The sequence below is a fragment of the Ralstonia sp. RL genome (genome assembly GCF_001683835.1).
In the GTDB taxonomy this organism is placed as follows: domain Bacteria; phylum Pseudomonadota; class Gammaproteobacteria; order Burkholderiales; family Burkholderiaceae; genus Ralstonia; species Ralstonia mannitolilytica.
Genome location: NZ_LWRX01000060.1, coordinates 1 through 15,823 on the forward strand (window position 1 = coordinate 1; position 15,823 = coordinate 15,823).

Sequence of the window (15,823 nt, forward strand, 5' to 3'; positions counted from 1 at the left end):
GCCGATGCGCGCCATCAGGTCGCCGGTGCGCTTGCCGCCGAAGTATTCGAGCGAGAGCTTGAGCAGGTGCTCGTAGGTGGTCGTGCGCAGGTCGGCGCTGATGCGCTCCGACACGCGCGCCAGCAGGTACGTGCGCGCCCACCCCAGCGCCCACGCCACCAGCGCCGCGCCGAACAGGCCCGACAGGTAGAGCGTGACCAGACCGTAGTCGACCGGCTTGCCGTTCTGATACGGGATCAGCACGTTGTCCATCAGCGGCATGGTGAGGTACGGCGGGACGAGCGTTGCGCCGGTGCCCAGCAGCAGCAGGGCGAAGCCCGCCAGCAACTCCCAGCGGTAGGGGCGCGCGAAGCGCCACAGCCGCAGCAGCGCCCAGGTGGAGGGCGGCTGCTCCAGCTCGCGGCTGCATTGCGGGCACGTGTCTTCGCCGGGCGGCAGCGGCGCCTTGCAGGTCGGGCAGACGTCGGTGTCGGGCCGCGCGGCCTGCGCGCCTTCGGTCAGCGCTGCGCGCTGGGCATCGAACGTGTCGGCCAGGCGCAAGGCTTCGGCATTGTGGCCCAGCGTATAGCGCCAGGCGGCGAGACGGCGCTGGCCGTCAGTCAGCTCCAGCGTGCCCACGCCGGCGTGGTCGGTGTGCGACAGCACCATGCCGGGCGCGATGTCCCAGCTTTGCGGGCCAGGGGCGCCGGGCGCCCGCCCGATCAGGCGGCGGTTCGTAACGACCAGCCAGCCTTGGGTAAAATGCAGCCTTTCGTCCAGATCCAGCTGCAGCCCGGCCAGGACGGCCTCTTCTGGCGCCAGACTCGTGAGCAGTTCGGCGCTCCAGGGGGCGGAAGCTGAGGCAGGAGCCAGGGTGGACGACGGGGAGGAATGGGTCATGATCGGCGCAGAGAATTCAAAAAGCGCGTCCCGACGACCCGAAAAACGGCCCAAAACGGAGAAAGGACGAACATAAATCAGAGCAAGAGTGCGGAGCCGCGCGTCTGCCGGTCCGCAAATTTTTGTTCGCAAGTATACATAGGGGAGGTGCCCGGGCGGGATTGTTGCGTTGCACAACGCGCGCCGCGCTCAAGAGGTCAACGCCGAAGCCGTTGTAACGTTATTGAAAGGTAACGGTTCGATTCCACGGGCCAATTTCACGGGCGCACCGCCCACTGCCTCAAGCAAATTTGATGAAGAAGAAGGACATTGAGATTCTCGATGTCATGTCGCTGCGCGGCCCGAATATGTGGACATATCGGCCGGTGCTCGAGGCATGGGTCGACATTGGTGAACTGGAGGATTTCCCCTCCAACACGATTCCGGGTTTCTACGAGCGCCTGTCGACGTGGCTCCCCACGCTGATCGAACACCGCTGCAGCCCCGGCGTGCGCGGCGGCTTCCTGATGCGCCTGAAGGAAGGCACGTGGCCGGGTCACATCCTCGAACACGTCACGCTGGAGCTGCAGAACCTGGCCGGCATGCCCGGCGGTTTCGGCAAGGCCCGCGAAACGCCCGTGCGCGGCGTCTACAAGGTGATCGTGCGCGCCTGGCACGAAGAGGTGACGCGCGCTGCCCTGGCGGCGGCGCGCGATCTGGTCATGGCGGCCATCGAAGACCGCCCGTATGACGTCGATGCGGCGGTCGGGCAGCTGCGCGAGATGGTCGACGAGCGCTGCCTCGGCCCGAGCACCGCCTGCATCGTCGACGCAGCGGACGACCGCAACATCCCGTCGATCCGCCTGTCGGACGGCAACCTCGTGCAGCTGGGCTACGGCGCGCGCCAGCGCCGCATCTGGACGGCGGAGACCGACCGCACCAGCGCCATTGCCGAGTCCATTTCGCGCGACAAGGATCTCACCAAGAGCCTGCTGCAATCGTGCGGCGTGCCTGTGCCCGAGGGCCGCATGGTCGACAGCGCCGAAGACGCCTGGGATGCCGCCGAAGATATCGGCGTGCCCGTGGTCGTCAAGCCGTATGACGGCAACCATGGCCGCGGCGTATTCACCAACCTGACCACGCGCGAAGAAGTGGAAACCGCCTATGCGGTAGCCATGGAAGAAGGCAGCGGCGTGATCGTCGAGCGCTTCATCCCGGGCAACGAGCACCGCCTGCTGGTGGTGGGCGGGCGTGTGGCCGCGGCGGCGATGGGCGAGACGGCGTCGGTGGTGGGCGATGGCAAGTCGACCATCGAAGAACTGATCGAATCGCAGATCAACTCCGACCCGCGCCGCGGCAGCACGGAAGACCATCCGCTGAACTTCGTGCGGCTCGATTCGGCCGCGCGCCTCGAGCTCAAGCGCCAAGGCTATGCCGATGGCAGCGCCGTGCCGCCCGCAGGTCGCAGCGTGCTCATCCAGCGCAACGGCAACGTCGCCTTCGACGTGACCGACCGCGTGCACCCGAGCGTGGCCGCGCATGCCGCGCTTGCCGCGCGCGTCGTCGGCCTGGACATCGCGGGCGTGGACCTGGTGGCCGAAGACATCTCCCGCCCACTCGACGAGCAGCGCGGCGCCATTGTGGAGGTCAACGCCGGGCCCGGGCTGCTGATGCACATCCGCCCTGCCGAGGGCACGCCGCGCCCCGTGGGCCGCGCCATCGTCGATCACCTGTTCTCAGACGAGGACGGCGTGCAGGACGACGGTCGCATTCCGGTCGTGGGCATCACTGGCACCAACGGCAAGACGGTCGTGGCGAAGATGGTCGCGCAACTGCTGCAGCTCTCCGGCAAGCACACGGGCCTGGGCTGCAGCGACGGCCTGTACCTGGATCGCCGACGCGTCGAAGCCGGTGGCCGCGGCGACCGTGCCGCGTGGGACGCCTGCCACCGCATCCTGATGAACCGTGCGGTCGAAGCCGCGGTGTTCGAAAACGATAGCGGCATGATCCTCTCGCAGGGTCTGCCGTATGACCGCTGCCAGGTCGGCGTGGTCACCAACTTCGGCAAGCCCGACCATCTGGGCGACTTCTACATCGAAGACGAAGACCGCATGTACAGCGTGCTGCGGACGCAGGTGGACGTGGTGCTCAGGAACGGCGTGGCCGTACTGAATGCAGCCGACGCGCGCCTGGTCGAGATGGCCGGGCTGTGCGACGGCGATGTGATCTTCTTCGCGCTGTCTGCCGACCTGCCGGCCCTGGCGGCGCACCGTGCGGCCGGCAAACGGGCCGTGTTCGTGCGTGACGGCAAGGTGGTGCTCGCCGCTGGCGCGACCGAGACCGCGCTGGTCGACGTGTCGGCCATTCCGCTGACATACGGCGCACGCGTGCCGTTCCAGGTGGAAAACGTGCTGGCTGCCGTGGCGACGGGCTGGGCGCTGGGCATTTCCAACGACCTGATCCGCGCCGGCATCGTCACGTTTGACGTGGGCCAGGTCGACGTGCCGGGCCGCTTCACCCTCATCCAGCACAACGGCGCCACGATCGTCGTGGACGATGCGCACAACACGTCGGCGCTCGAGGCGCTGGCGGCAGCGCTCGACAACTTCCCGGCGCAGCGGCGCACACTGGTGTTCGGCGCAGGCCTGAAGCGCCGCGACGAAGACCTGCTGGCGCAGGGCGCGGTCATCGGCAAGACGTTCGACCGCGTGCTGCTGTGTGAAGACACGAGCGTCAGGCATGACGATGCGCGCTTCGGCAGCCACGCGCGCGCGCTGCTCAAGCAGGGCCTGCAGCAAGGCGGCCGCGTCGCGGAGATCGTCGTGGAAGGCGGCGAACGACGCGAGGCGGTGGAAGCCGCGCTGTCGCAATTGAAGGCCGGCGATCTGCTGGTCCTGCAATGCGACGAATGCGCGATCGAGGGCACGGTCGAGCAAGTCCATCAGTGGATGGGCCGCGCCGAACGCGCAGCCTGAAGCCCCAAGCACAACGAAATCGACGGTATGGAAGTCTCTCGCATCCGGGCCCTGCGCGGCCCGAATCTCTGGTGTCGTCACACGGCCATCGAAGCCATCGTGGCGTGCTCGGACCAATCGCACCTGCTGGCCGAGCTGCCGGGCTTTGAAGACCGGTTGCGCGCACGGTTTCCGGCCATCGGGCCGCTGCGCCCCCATGACGAAGCCGGCGCGCCGTCGATGGCGCATGCGCTCGAAGCGGCGGCACTGGGCCTGCAGGCGGCCGCCGGCTGCCCGGTCACGTTCAGTCATACCGAGCCCACGCTCGAGCCGGGCACGTACCAGGTGGTGGTGGAGTACAGCGAAGAGGAAGTCGGCCGGCTGGCGTTTGAACTGGCCGGCCAGCTCTGCCTGGCCGCGCGCGACGACCAGCCGTTCGACCTGGACGACGCGCTGCACCGCCTGCGCGATCTCGATGAAGACGTGCGCCTCGGACCGAGCACCGGCTCCATCGTCCAGGCCGCCGTGGCGCGGGGCATTCCGTACCGGCGCCTCACGCAGGGCTCGATGGTGCAGTTCGGCTGGGGCAGCAAGCAGCGCCGCATCCAGGCCGCAGAAACCGACATGACGAGCGCCGTGGCGGAATCGATTGCGCAGGACAAGGAACTGACGAAGACGCTGCTGCATGCGGCCGGCGTGCCCGTACCGCTGGGCCGCTCGGTGGGCAGCGCCGAGGAAGCCTGGGCCGCCGCGCAGGAGATCGACGGCCCCGTGGTCGTCAAGCCGCGCGACGGCAACCAGGGCAAGGGTGTGGCCGTGCGCATCCGCACCCGCGAGGAAGTGATGACGGCCTACGAAGTGGCCGCCGAGATTTCCTCCGACGTGATCGTCGAGCGCTACATCCCCGGCCATGATTTCCGCCTGCTCGTCGTGGGCAAGCAGCTGGTGGCCGCCGCGCGCCGCGATCCGCCGCAGGTCATCGGCGACGGCAAGCACACGGTGCGCGAGCTCGTCGACGAGGTGAACCGCGACCCGCGCCGTGGCGAAGGCCATGCCACGTCGCTCACGAAGATCCGCTTTGACGACATCGCCCTGGCCACGCTGGCCAAGCAGGGCCTGACCGCCGATTCCGTGCCCCCCAAGGGCACGCGCGTGGTGTTGCGCAACAACGCGAACCTGTCCACCGGCGGCACCGCGACCGACGTGACCGACGACGTCCACCCCGCCATCGCCGCGCGTGCGGTGGCCGCGGCGCAGATGGTCGGCCTCGACATCTGCGGCGTGGACGCTGTGTGCGAGACGATGCTCAAGCCGTTCGAGGACCAGGCGGGCGGCATCGTCGAAGTCAACGCCGCACCGGGTTTGCGCATGCACCTGCAGCCTTCCTACGGCAAGGGCCGCGCCGTTGGTGAGGCCATCATCTCGACGATGTTTGCCGACGGCGACGATGGCCGCATCCCCGTGGTGGCGGTGTCGGGTACCAACGGCAAGACCACGACGGTCCGCCTGATCACGCATCTGCTGGCCTGCAGCGGCCTGCGTATGGGCATGACGGGTACCGACGGCGTCTACATCCAGGGCCAGCGCATCGACACCGGCGATTGCTCCGGCCCGCGCAGCGCCCGCAATGTGCTGCTGCATCCGGACGTGGATGCCGCCGTGTTCGAAACCGCGCGCGGCGGGCTGCTGCGCGAGGGTCTGGCCTTTGACTGCTGCGACGTGGCCGTGGTGACCAATGTAGGCGAAGGCGACCACCTCGGGCTGAACTACATCAGCACCGTCGAAGACCTGGCGGTGCTCAAGAGCGTGATCGTGCGCAACGTGGCGCCGCGCGGCATGGCCGTGCTCAACGCCGCCGACCCGATGGTCGCCCGCATGGCCGACGGCTGCCCGGGCTCCGTGACGTTCTTCGCGCACGACCCCAGCCTGCCGACCATGGCGCTGCACCGTGCGCAGGGCAAGCGCGTGGTGTTCGTCGATGGCGCGGAGATCGTCGCTGCCGAAGGCGCAAGCGAAACGCGCATCGCCCTGGCGGACATCCCGCTCACGCGCAACGGCACGATCGGCTTCCAGGTCGAGAACGCAATGTCGTCGATCGCCGCCGCGTGGGCGCTCGGGATCGACTGGGCGATCATCCGGCGCGGCCTGGCCACGTTCGTGAACGACGCCGCCACGGCACCGGGCCGCTTCAACCTGTTCGACTACAAGGGCGCCACCCTGATCGCCGATTACGGCCACAACCCAGATGCCATCCAGGCGCTGTGCAACGCGGTGGCCACGATGCCGGCCAAGCGGCGGGTGGTGGTGATCAGCGGCGCGGGGGACCGGCGCGACGAAGACATCCGCAAGCAGACGCAGATTCTCGGCGGCGTGTTTGATGACGTGGTGCTGTATGAAGACCAGTGCCAGCGTGGGCGTGCGGATGGGGAAGTGCTGGCGCTACTGCGCGAGGGCCTGGAGGGTGCGCAGCGCACCCGCTACGTTGAAGAGATCCGCGGAGAATTTCTTGCGATCGATACGGCGCTCGGGCGGTTGCAGCCTGGCGACCTTTGCCTGATCTTGATTGATCAGGTGGAGGAGGCGTTGGAGCATATTGCCAAGCGTGTTGCTGAGTGAATTGGAACCCCAGTGAAGTTTGCTGGGGTTTTTGTTGGGATGGTTTTTTTGTCCCTGGGGGAGGCACCACCAACAAAAGAACAAGGCAAAAACCACTCCCAACACACCAAACACATCCTCACCATCATGTCCACCCCCATCCCCCTGGCCCCAGTGGAACTGGCCAAGTCCTACCGCCTACTCAACCACGGTCCGACCACGCTGGTTACCACCGCCCACAACGGCGTGCGCAACATCATGGCCGCCGCGTGGGCGATGCCGCTCGACTTCGATCCGCCCAAGGTCGTGGTCGTCGTGGACAGCCGCACGCTCACGCGTGAACTGATCGAAGCTTCGGGCGTATTCGCGCTCAACATCCCCACCCGCGCAATTGCCGAGACCACGCTCACGGTGGGCACGCTGTCTGGCCGGGACGGCGACAAGTTCGATGCGCTCGGCCTGGCCACGGTGCCCGCCCGCACGATCGACGTGCCACTCGTCGCAGGCTGCGCAGGGTGGCTGGAATGCCGCGTCATTCCCGAACCGCACAACGAGAAGCGTTACGACCTCTTCATCGCTGAAGTGACCGCCGCCTGGGCGGATCCGGCGCTGTTCAGCAACGGCCGCTGGCACTTTACCGATGCGGGCAGCAAGACCGTGCACTACCTCGCGGGCGGCGCGTTCTTCGAAACCGGCGATGCATTTACCGTCGAAGCCAAACAACCATGAGCGACATCGCCATCCGCCCGTTGATCGATGAGGATGCTGCGGCGTTCAAGGCCCTGCGCCTGAAGGCCATTCAAGATGCGCCGACCGCCATCTGGCCGACGCACGATGAAGAGTCGGGCCGCACGCTGGAGGAAACCTCCAACCGCATCCGGGCGACCGAGCATCAGATCGTGTTCGGTGCATTTGCGGGGCCGGAGCTGATTGGCATTGCCGGACTGCGTCGCGAGCCGCTGGCGCAGGTTTCCCACAAGGCCGTGCTGTGGGGCGTGTTTGTTGACCCGGCGCATCGGCGAGGCGGTATTGCGGGACGTCTGCTCGACGCCGCCATTGCGCATGCGCGTGCGGCGCGCGTGTTGCAGATCCACCTGTGTGTCAATGCCGAGAACCCGCGTGCGCAAACGCTGTATCGCAACGCGGGTTTCGAGACCTTCGGCGTCGAGCGCCGCGCCATGCGTGTCGGTGACCGCTTCTACGACGAAGAACACATGGCGCTGCGGCTCGACGTCTGAACCGTCAAGCACACGCCATCAGGTCGGCCACGCCCCGGCTGGCTTCGGCGCGGATGCTCGCCACATCGAGCCCGCACACCACCCCTTCGTCCACCACAACCCGCCCGCCGATGATGCTGGTGCGCACGGTGATGGGCTCGCCGGCGACCACAGGCGCGAGCGCGGGGTCGTGGAAGCCGTAGAAGCGCGGGTGGTTGATGTCGTAGAGCACCAGATCGGCGGCTTGCCCGACCTGCAGCGTGCCGACCTCACTCAAGCCGAGCACGCGCGCACCGCCTGCGGTCGCCCAGTGAATGACGTCTTCGGCGGTGGTGGCGCCGGCACCTTGCGTGGCACGGTGGATGAGCCACGCGGTGTTGACCTCGCCGGTCATGCTGCCCGATTCGTTGGACGCCACGCCGTCCACGCCCAATGACACCGGCACGCCGGCCGCCGCCAGTTGCGGCACCGGTGCGATGCCGCTGCCCAGCCGGCTGTTGCTGACCGGGCAGTGCGCGATGCCGCTGCCCGTCTGGGCCAGCATGCGAATCTCCGACGGCTGCAGGTGCACGAGGTGGGCAAACCAGACGTCCGGGCCCAGCCACTCGTGCTCGGCCACGAACTCCACGGGCAGACAGTTGTATTTCTCGCGGCAGAAGCGCACGTAATTGTCGGTTTCCGACAAATGCGTATGCATGCGCAGGTGCATCCCGCGCGCGGCACGCGCCAGCTCGACCAGCAATGCCGGCGGCAACGAGAACGTCGGTGTGGTCGGCGCCACCACGACGCGGCGCATCGCATCGGGTGCGTCGTCGTGATAGCGGTGCTTGAGCCGCTCGATGTCGGCCAGCATCTGGTCGAGCGTTTCGGGCTGCAACGCCGTCTTCGAGAAGCCCGGGTGGCTGCTGGCCGATTCGATGGCGCCGCCACGGCAGAGCACGAGGCGCATGCCGAATTCATCGGCCACGTCGAACAGCATGTCGCCCGATTCGGTGCCGCCGCCTGCGTGGTAGAGGTAGTGGTGATCGGCGCAGGTGGTGGCGCCCGACAGCAGCAGCTCCGCCATGCCCAGGCGCGCAGCCGTGCGCATCAGCTCCGGCGTGAACAGCGGCAGGCGCGGATACGGCACGCTGGCCAGCCACCCTTGCAGATCCTGGTTCATGCCTTCCGGCACGGCTTTGAGCAGGTTCTGGAACAGGTGGTGATGCGTGTTGATCCAGCCCGGGTAGACGATGCAGTCGCTGGCGTCGATGACGCGCTCGCCGGGGCGGGGCATGAGGTCGGGGCCCATCTCGGCGATGCGGCCGCCGGCGATGCGGATGTCGACCGCACCGGCGCGTGCTGCGTCACCACGCAGGCCGGTCATGACGGCCAAGGGGCGGCGGATGAGGATGTCTTGAGGCGTGTTGTGCATGGAGAGGTCCATTGGAAAATCAGGCGCGGCCCGCCGTGCGCACGACCGACGCGGGCACGTGCGCTTCTTCGGTACCGTTGAGCAGCAGGTTCAGCGCCACCGACACCAGGCAGGCGATGACCACGCCGCTGTGGAGGAACGGCTGCGACCAGTCGGGCAGCTGCTTGAACAACGTCGGCGCCAGCACCGGTACCAGCGCGGCGGCAATCGTGAAGCCGACGATGAGCACGTTGTAGCGGTTGTGCTCGTAGTCGACGCGCGCCAGGGTCTGGATGCCCGCCGCGGCCACCACGCCAAACATGGCGATGCCCGCGCCGCCCAATGCGGCTGTCGGCGTGGCCGCAATCACGGCGCCCGCCTTGGGCACCAGCGCAACGAGGCACATCAGCACGCCGCTCACGGCCACCACCCAGCGGCTGCGCACGCCGGTGAGCACCACGAGCCCGACGTTTTCCATGAAGGCGATGAAGGGGAATGCGGCGAACATGCCGGCGATGGCGCTGGCCAGACCGTTGGCGCGCAGGCCGTTGATAGCTTCCTCTTCTTCGATCGGCTTTTCGACGATGTCGCCGATGGCCAGGAACAAGCCCATCGACTCCACCATCTGCACGATCATCACCACGATCATCGTCAGCGCGGGGATCACGGCGAATACAGGCACCCCAAAGTGGAACGGCACCGGCAGCGTGACCCATGGCGCGTCTGCCACGCCGTGGAAGTTGCCCATGCCCATGGCGCAGCCCAGCAACGTGCCGACGATCATGCCCACCAGCACAGCGAGGTTGCGCAGCAGCGGGCTGCCGAAGCGGTTGATGAGGAGGATGGTGGCGACCACCACCGCGGCCACCAGCAGAAACGATGGCGCACCGAAGTTGGCAGCGTTGCGTCCGCCGCCCACCCAGTCATAGGCGACGGGAAAGAGCTGCAGGCCGATGACGGTCACGATGCAGCCCGTGACCACCGGTGGAAAAAATCGCCGCAGCCGCCCCACCAGCGGTGCGGCGAGCAGCGTAAACAGCCCGGCCGCAATGACCGCACCGCACACGCCCGCGAAACCTACGGCAGGGTTGGTGCCGATGGCGATCACCGGCCCCACGCTGCTGAACGCCACCCCCTGCAGGATCGGCAGCCGTACCCCGAACTTCCAGAACCCGATGGTCTGTAACAGCGTGGCGATGCCCGAGCAGAACAACGTGGTGCTGATGAGCACAATGGTGTCCGCCTGCGACATCTTGAGCGCCGACGCGATGATCATCGGTACCGCGATGGCGCCGATGTACGACACCGCCATATGCTGCAAGCCCAACGTCAACATCTGTCGGGTCGACAGAATCTGGTCGACCGGGTGTACGGCTGTTGTCATGGTTGTCTCCTATCGTTGTCATGCCCGGGGCGTGCCAGGAGCCGCCCTCGGGTCAGGGGGATGTCATGTCATGGCATGCTCACGCCGCCAGACACGCGTTGAAACCGTCCTGCAGGGCCGCACGATCGAGGTCGCGGCCGATGAAGACGATCTTGCTGCTGCGCGCGTCGCTGCCCCACGGCTGCGTTGCGCGAAAGTCGATGAGGCTGTGCACGCCCTGCAGCACGTAGCGCTGTGGCTGACCTTTCACCGCCAGGATGCCCTTCATGCGGAACAGCGTTTCCGCCTGCTCGGTGCGCAGGGTGTCGATCCACGTATGAAAGCGCACGAGATCCACGTCGGCCGGCACGTCAAAACCCACTGATGAGACGCTCGGATCATGCTGGTGGTCGAGCTCATGTTCGTGCTCATGCTCATGCTCGTGAGCGCCGGCGTGAGCATGTACATGTTCATGTTCGTGGTCATGTTCATGGTCGTGCGCGTCATGCTCGCCGTGGCCGGCGTCTGCGCCGATCTCCAGCAGCTTCTGCGTCGCCTCGAACGCGCCGACCCCGATGATCTTGTTCAGATCGACCTGGGCGTAGCTGGAGGTGACGATGTCGGCCGTGGCGTTCAAGCCGCGGATGCGCCCGCGCAGCGCGTCGATGTCGTCGCGGCCCACAAGGTCCACCTTGTTGATGACGATGCGGTCTGCACAGACGATCTGGTCGACGGCCTGGTTGTCGACACCGTCCAGCTGCAGGTCGTCCAGATGCGCGGCGATGTGCTTGGCGTCGACCATGGTCACGATGGCGTCAAGCTCGACATGTTCTGCAATCGGGTCGTCGATGAAGAACGACTGCGCCACCGGATACGGATCGGCCAGGCCGCTGGTTTCCACCAGGATGTGGTCCAGTCGCTCGGGCCGCGCGACAAGCTGGCGCACGATGCGCACGAGGTCTTCGCGGACCTCGGCCGTGCAGCACACGCAGCCGTTGACCATCTCGTAGATCTCTTCGTTTTCGGATGCCATGACGAGGCCGCCGTCGATGCCGACTTCACCAAATTCGTTTTCGATCACGGCGATCTTGCGGCCGTGGTTTTCGCGCAGGATGAAGTTCAGCAGCGTGGTTTTGCCGGCGCCGAGAAAGCCGGTGAGGATGGTGACCGGAATCTTGGTGTTCGGGCCGGGAAGCGTGGCGTGGGCCGTGGCTTGGGGTTTCATGTTGTCTCCTTGTCGAGCGTGGGTGGGGTACGGACTAAGGCAGGTAAGGCTTCTTCGCCCCAGCGCAGGGCGGTGCCGGCATCGAGCCCGAACAGGTCGAGCACGCGGCCGAGGGTGTGGTCGATCATGTCGTCCAACGTATTGGGCCGCGCATAGAAGGCCGGTACGGGCGGCGCGACGATGGCGCCCATCTCCGTGACGGCCTGCATGTTGCGCAGGTGTGCGAGCGTGAATGGCGTCTCGCGCGCCATCAGTACAAGCGGACGGCGCTCCTTGAGCGTGACGTCTGCCGCGCGTGTCAGCAGCGTCGACGAGACGCCCGTGGCAATTTCCGCCAAAGACTTCATCGAGCACGGCGCCACGATCATGCCCAGCGCGCGAAACGATCCGCTGGCAATGCCGGCGGCCATGTCGTCCGCGCGGTGGTAATGCGTAGCGCGATCGATCACGTCGGCCAGCTTGTACGGCGTTTCGTGCGCCATCGTCAGCAGCGCAGAACGTGTGACGACGAGGTGCGTCTCCACATCGAGCGCGCGCAGCAGTTCCAGCAGCCGCACGCCGTAGACGAAGCCCGATGCACCGCTGATGCCGACCACCATGCGCGGCCGGGCGGGAGCGCGAGGGTGGCGCACGCTCATGGACGCACTCCGGCCTGACGGAGGATGTCGCCCGCGCGGGCAATCGCCTGCGGATCGATGCGTGCGCGGATGCCTTCGAAGCCGGCGCCGCGCGTGGCGTCGATGCCCATGCGCGAAGTCGTGCCGTGCACGGACGATGACGGATCGAGCGGGCTGCCGGGCAGGCCATCGACCATGAACACATCCTGGTGCGGCTGGAAGTGCGTGGCCATGGCCCACAGCACCTGCTCGTCCTGCTGCAGGTCGATATCGGAATCCACGGCAATCACAGTCTTGAGGTACGGATCCCAGCCGAGCAGCGCCAGCATGACCTGCCGCGCCTCGCCGTCGCGCGTCGGGTTGAGCGCCACGTAGCAATGGAAGTGCGTGCCCGAGTTCGGATAGTGCAGCGCCGTCACCGATGGGAAGCGCGCCTTGAGCTTTTCGCTCATCTCGGCTTCGCGGGGCAGGCGGGCCAGCGTCAGATGCTCGGCGTACGGGCCGCCCACCACGTCGACCAGCCACGCATCGCGCCGACGCATCAGGGCATCGATGCGCAGCACATTGTTGGTGGAGCGGTCGGACGAATAGCCGGTGAATTCACCGAACGGGCCTTCTTCTGCATACGCCGCGGGGTCGATGGTGCCTTCGAGCACGAACTCCGCTGCCGCCGGCACGCCGATGCCGTAGCGCGGCGTGCGGACGATATCGAGCGGCGCGCCGAGCAGGCCACCCGCCACGGCGCGTTCGTCAGCGCCAAAGGGCAGGCGGGCGGCGGCGGCCAGCATGAACAGCGGATGCGCGCCTACCACCATCGCCACGCGCAGCACGTCGCCGCGTTCGCGCGCGGTCTGCAGCATGCGCCACAGGTGGCCGCGCGAGTGCAGGCTCGTCGCCAGTGCGTTGCGTGCGTGGCGCATCGAGCGGTGATAGCTCATGTTGGCCACGCCCGTCACCGGATCCTCGGCCACGATGATGGCGTTGGTAATGTAGGGCGCGCGGTCGCTCTCGAAGTGCTTGATCATCGGCAGCAGCGCAACGTCGACCGCGTCACCTTCGATCACCTCGTCGGTGATGGGGCCGTGCGAGACGACACGCGGTGCGATGGGCGCATTGGCGCGTGCCTGGAAGGCATCGTGCAGTTGATGCGGCAACACGTCGAACAACCGTGCCAGCCGTGACCGCGAGGCAAAGACGTTGGTGACCAGCGGTACCTGCAGGCCGCTGACCTGCTCGCAGACCAGCATGGGGGTCTGGTTGCGCGCAGCAAGCTGATCGATGACGGCGGTGACGTCCTGGTCGGCGGAGATGCCGTGGCGCACCGTCAGCACATCTTCGGGATACAGCTCGCGGTAGAGATTGGCGAAGACGTGGAAATCCTGGCCTTCGCCAAGCCGGGTCATGCTCATGGCACACCTCGCTAGAGGCGGGCGCCGAACACCACAGAGGCACGGCGCCCGCGGGATCGGCGCTCAGGCCGCTTCTGCTGTCTGGACGTAGGTCGACTTCAGGCGAAGCTCCGCCTCGGCCAGGTCCTTGGGCGGCTTGGTGGGCTCGATGCCGACCAGTCGCGCAATGTTGTTGCCCAGATAGTCTTCGAGGTGGTCCTCATCGATGCCCAGCCCCTGCGGCGGCGCCGAGCACAGCACCTCCAGCTCGCGCAGCCACATGCCGGGCTCGTTGGGCGGCGAATCGGTCCCGAAGACGATCTTGTCGCGCGGCAACTGCTTCGCAAATTCGACGATGCGCGACTGGAAGCACCAGCCGGATTCGCAGTACACGTTGGGCGTGTCCATTGCCATCCAGAACGCTTCGAACGAGTAGTTGCCGCCGGTCTGGATACCGAAGTGGCCGATGATGAAGTTCACCATCGGGAACTCGCGGATGATCGGGTAGAACATCGTCGGGATGGTGTACGGGCCGTCGCCGGTGTGGATCAGGACCACGATGTTGTACTTGGCGCAGACCTTCATCGCCGGGCGCAGCCAGTCGAGCGCGCGGTCGGGCCGATAGCCGTGCATGTTGGCGTGCAGCTTGACCATCTTGAAGCCGTATTCCTTGATGTGGAATTCCAGCTCCGCCGCGCCGTTCTCCGGGCCCCAGCGCGGATTGTAGGTGAAGTTGCCGATGAAGCGGTCCGGGTGCTTCTGCGTCAGTTCGGCGATGTACGCCATGTAGTCGCGAATGCCTTCGCGGCCGCGTCGGTTGCCGTCGCGGTAGCCGGTGTTGCCCGGCGGTGGCTGGATGAAGCCCATGTCGATGCGGCGGGGCTTGCCGTTGATCATGTACGGGCCGTCCATCAGCTGGATCATGCGCTCGCCGTTGAACGGCGTGCCGGTGTGGCGCCAGGCCTCGTCGACGAGGTTGGTTGGGTGCAGATGGGTATCGATAATCATGTGTTGCGCTCCGTGCGGTCTGCGGTGGCTCAGGCGGTAGCCAGCGCGAGCTGCGCTTCGGCTTCGGCCACGGTCTTGGGCGGACGGGTCGGCTCCAGGCCGATCATGCGGGCGATGTTGTTGCCCAGGTAATCCTCGAGCGTGTCTTCATCAAGGTTCAGGCCCTGCGGCGGGTCCATGCACAAGACTTCCAGCAGACGCAGCCACATGCCGGGCTCGTTGGGCGGCGTGTCGGTGCCGAACAGGATCTTGTGCTTGGGCAGCACCTTGGCAAATTCGACGATGCGCGACTGCAGGCACCAGCCCGATTCGCAATACACGTTGGGCAGCTCCATCGCCCACTGCATCGGCTCGAACACGTAGACGCCGCCGGTCTGCACGCCGAAGTGCGCCATGATGAAATCGACGTTCGGGAAGCGCTTGATCATCGGAATCCATTCCGACGGAATGCTGTAGGGGCCGTCGCCCGTATGCAGCTTGACGGGCACGCCCAGCTCGGCGCATTTCTCGAACGCGGGCATCACCCAGTCCAGCGCGCGGTCCGGCCGGTAGGCGTGCATGTTGGCCTGCATCTGGACCATCTTGAATCCGTGCTCCTTGACGTAGCGCTCGATGGCCTCCACGCCGTTCTGCACGCCGCAGCGCGGGTTGTAGACGAAGCACCCGATGAAGCGGTCGGGATAGGTCTGCACCATCTTGAGCGTGTACGCCATGTAGGCGTCGATGGACTCGCGGCCCGAAAGCTCGCCGTCCGTCCACGTGTAGATGGTGTTGCCCTGCGGCGGCTGGATGAAGGCCTTGTCGATACGGCGCGGCTTGCCGTTGATCATGTAAGGGCCGTCCATCATTTCGAGCAGGCGCTCGCCGGTAAAGGGGTCGCCGTCGTGCCACCACGCGAGGTCCACCAGGTCGGTGGGGTAGCAGCTGATGTCGATGATCATCGTTGGATCTCCTGATGACTGGGAGGAAGCGCGTGATGGCTTCCCGGTGAGGGCAGGCACGTCCTGCAGCGCGGCGCTCTTTGCTAGGCGTGTGCCTTCCCCTCGCCGGATCGCGTGATGCCGGATGCGTGCTGCTTGGGGCGCAGTATCGGAGTCAGGGCCGGGGGCCGGCCAATACTATTTGGCGGCGGTCTTGATACGCTGCCGATATCGGCAAGTCGGTCGGCAAGTCGGTCGGCAAGTCGGTCGGCAAGTCGGTCGGCA

General features: G+C 66.5%; 12 protein-coding genes. 4 read left to right on the forward strand and 8 right to left on the reverse strand.

Translation table 11 applies throughout. The features are described 5' to 3' along the window. On the reverse strand, nucleotides 1–879 hold an 879-nt coding region (locus A6M56_RS07220; RefSeq protein WP_286757938.1), incomplete at its 3' end, for an ABC transporter transmembrane domain-containing protein. A 293-nt stretch (nucleotides 880–1,172) separates the two neighbouring features. Between A6M56_RS07220 and cphA (A6M56_RS07225) the strand changes: the two genes are divergently transcribed. The 4 genes from cphA (A6M56_RS07225) to A6M56_RS07240 all read left to right on the forward strand — a co-directional run bounded on the left by cphA (A6M56_RS07225) (nucleotide 1,173) and on the right by A6M56_RS07240 (nucleotide 7,645). Then, on the forward strand, nucleotides 1,173–3,833 hold the full coding sequence (gene cphA, locus A6M56_RS07225; RefSeq protein ID WP_045219481.1) for a cyanophycin synthetase: 2,661 nt from the start codon (nucleotides 1,173–1,175) through the stop codon (nucleotides 3,831–3,833). 27 nt (nucleotides 3,834–3,860) lie between these two features. Beyond that, nucleotides 3,861–6,428 carry a cyanophycin synthetase gene (gene cphA / locus A6M56_RS07230; RefSeq protein WP_062738770.1) on the forward strand — a complete coding sequence of 856 codons (2,568 nt, stop codon included), beginning with the start codon at nucleotides 3,861–3,863 and terminating at the stop codon, nucleotides 6,426–6,428. A 126-nt stretch (nucleotides 6,429–6,554) separates the two neighbouring features. After that, nucleotides 6,555–7,136: a flavin reductase family protein gene (locus A6M56_RS07235; protein ID WP_045219485.1), complete on the forward strand. Its 582-nt coding sequence runs from the start codon at nucleotides 6,555–6,557 to the stop codon at nucleotides 7,134–7,136. Next, nucleotides 7,133–7,645, forward strand: coding sequence for a GNAT family N-acetyltransferase (locus A6M56_RS07240; RefSeq protein WP_102079094.1), 513 nt, complete (start codon nucleotides 7,133–7,135; stop codon nucleotides 7,643–7,645). Before A6M56_RS07235 ends, A6M56_RS07240 begins: the two co-directional genes overlap by 4 nt. A 4-nt stretch (nucleotides 7,646–7,649) precedes the next feature. Here A6M56_RS07240 and A6M56_RS07245 read toward each other — a convergent pair whose 3' ends face one another. The 7 genes from A6M56_RS07245 to A6M56_RS07275 all read right to left on the reverse strand — a co-directional run bounded on the left by A6M56_RS07245 (nucleotide 7,650) and on the right by A6M56_RS07275 (nucleotide 15,559). Then, on the reverse strand, nucleotides 7,650–9,038 hold the full coding sequence (locus A6M56_RS07245) for an amidohydrolase family protein (protein WP_102079446.1): 1,389 nt from the start codon (nucleotides 9,036–9,038) through the stop codon (nucleotides 7,650–7,652). A gap of 19 nt (nucleotides 9,039–9,057) precedes the next feature. Further along, nucleotides 9,058–10,401 carry a nucleobase:cation symporter-2 family protein gene (locus A6M56_RS07250; RefSeq protein WP_102079093.1) on the reverse strand — a complete coding sequence of 448 codons (1,344 nt, stop codon included), beginning with the start codon at nucleotides 10,399–10,401 and terminating at the stop codon, nucleotides 9,058–9,060. Nucleotides 10,402–10,480: 79 nt separating this feature from the next. Beyond that, the gene (locus A6M56_RS07255) at nucleotides 10,481–11,605 is read right to left on the reverse strand and encodes a CobW family GTP-binding protein (RefSeq protein ID WP_102079092.1); all 1,125 of its coding nucleotides are present in this window, start codon (nucleotides 11,603–11,605) and stop codon (nucleotides 10,481–10,483) included. Beyond that, nucleotides 11,602–12,243, reverse strand: coding sequence for a UbiX family flavin prenyltransferase (locus A6M56_RS07260; RefSeq protein ID WP_219622874.1), 642 nt, complete (start codon nucleotides 12,241–12,243; stop codon nucleotides 11,602–11,604). The genes A6M56_RS07255 and A6M56_RS07260 overlap by 4 nt, the downstream gene beginning before the upstream one ends. Next, nucleotides 12,240–13,631, reverse strand: a complete 1,392-nt coding sequence (locus tag A6M56_RS07265) for a UbiD family decarboxylase (RefSeq protein ID WP_102079091.1) — start codon at nucleotides 13,629–13,631, stop codon at nucleotides 12,240–12,242. Before A6M56_RS07265 ends, A6M56_RS07260 begins: the two co-directional genes overlap by 4 nt. 63 nt (nucleotides 13,632–13,694) lie before the next feature. Continuing rightward, nucleotides 13,695–14,618: an amidohydrolase family protein gene (locus tag A6M56_RS07270; protein WP_102079090.1), complete on the reverse strand. Its 924-nt coding sequence runs from the start codon at nucleotides 14,616–14,618 to the stop codon at nucleotides 13,695–13,697. Nucleotides 14,619–14,647: 29 nt separating this feature from the next. Continuing rightward, on the reverse strand, nucleotides 14,648–15,559 hold the full coding sequence (locus A6M56_RS07275; RefSeq protein ID WP_045219497.1) for an amidohydrolase family protein: 912 nt from the start codon (nucleotides 15,557–15,559) through the stop codon (nucleotides 14,648–14,650). Nucleotides 15,560–15,823: the final 264 nt, after the last annotated feature.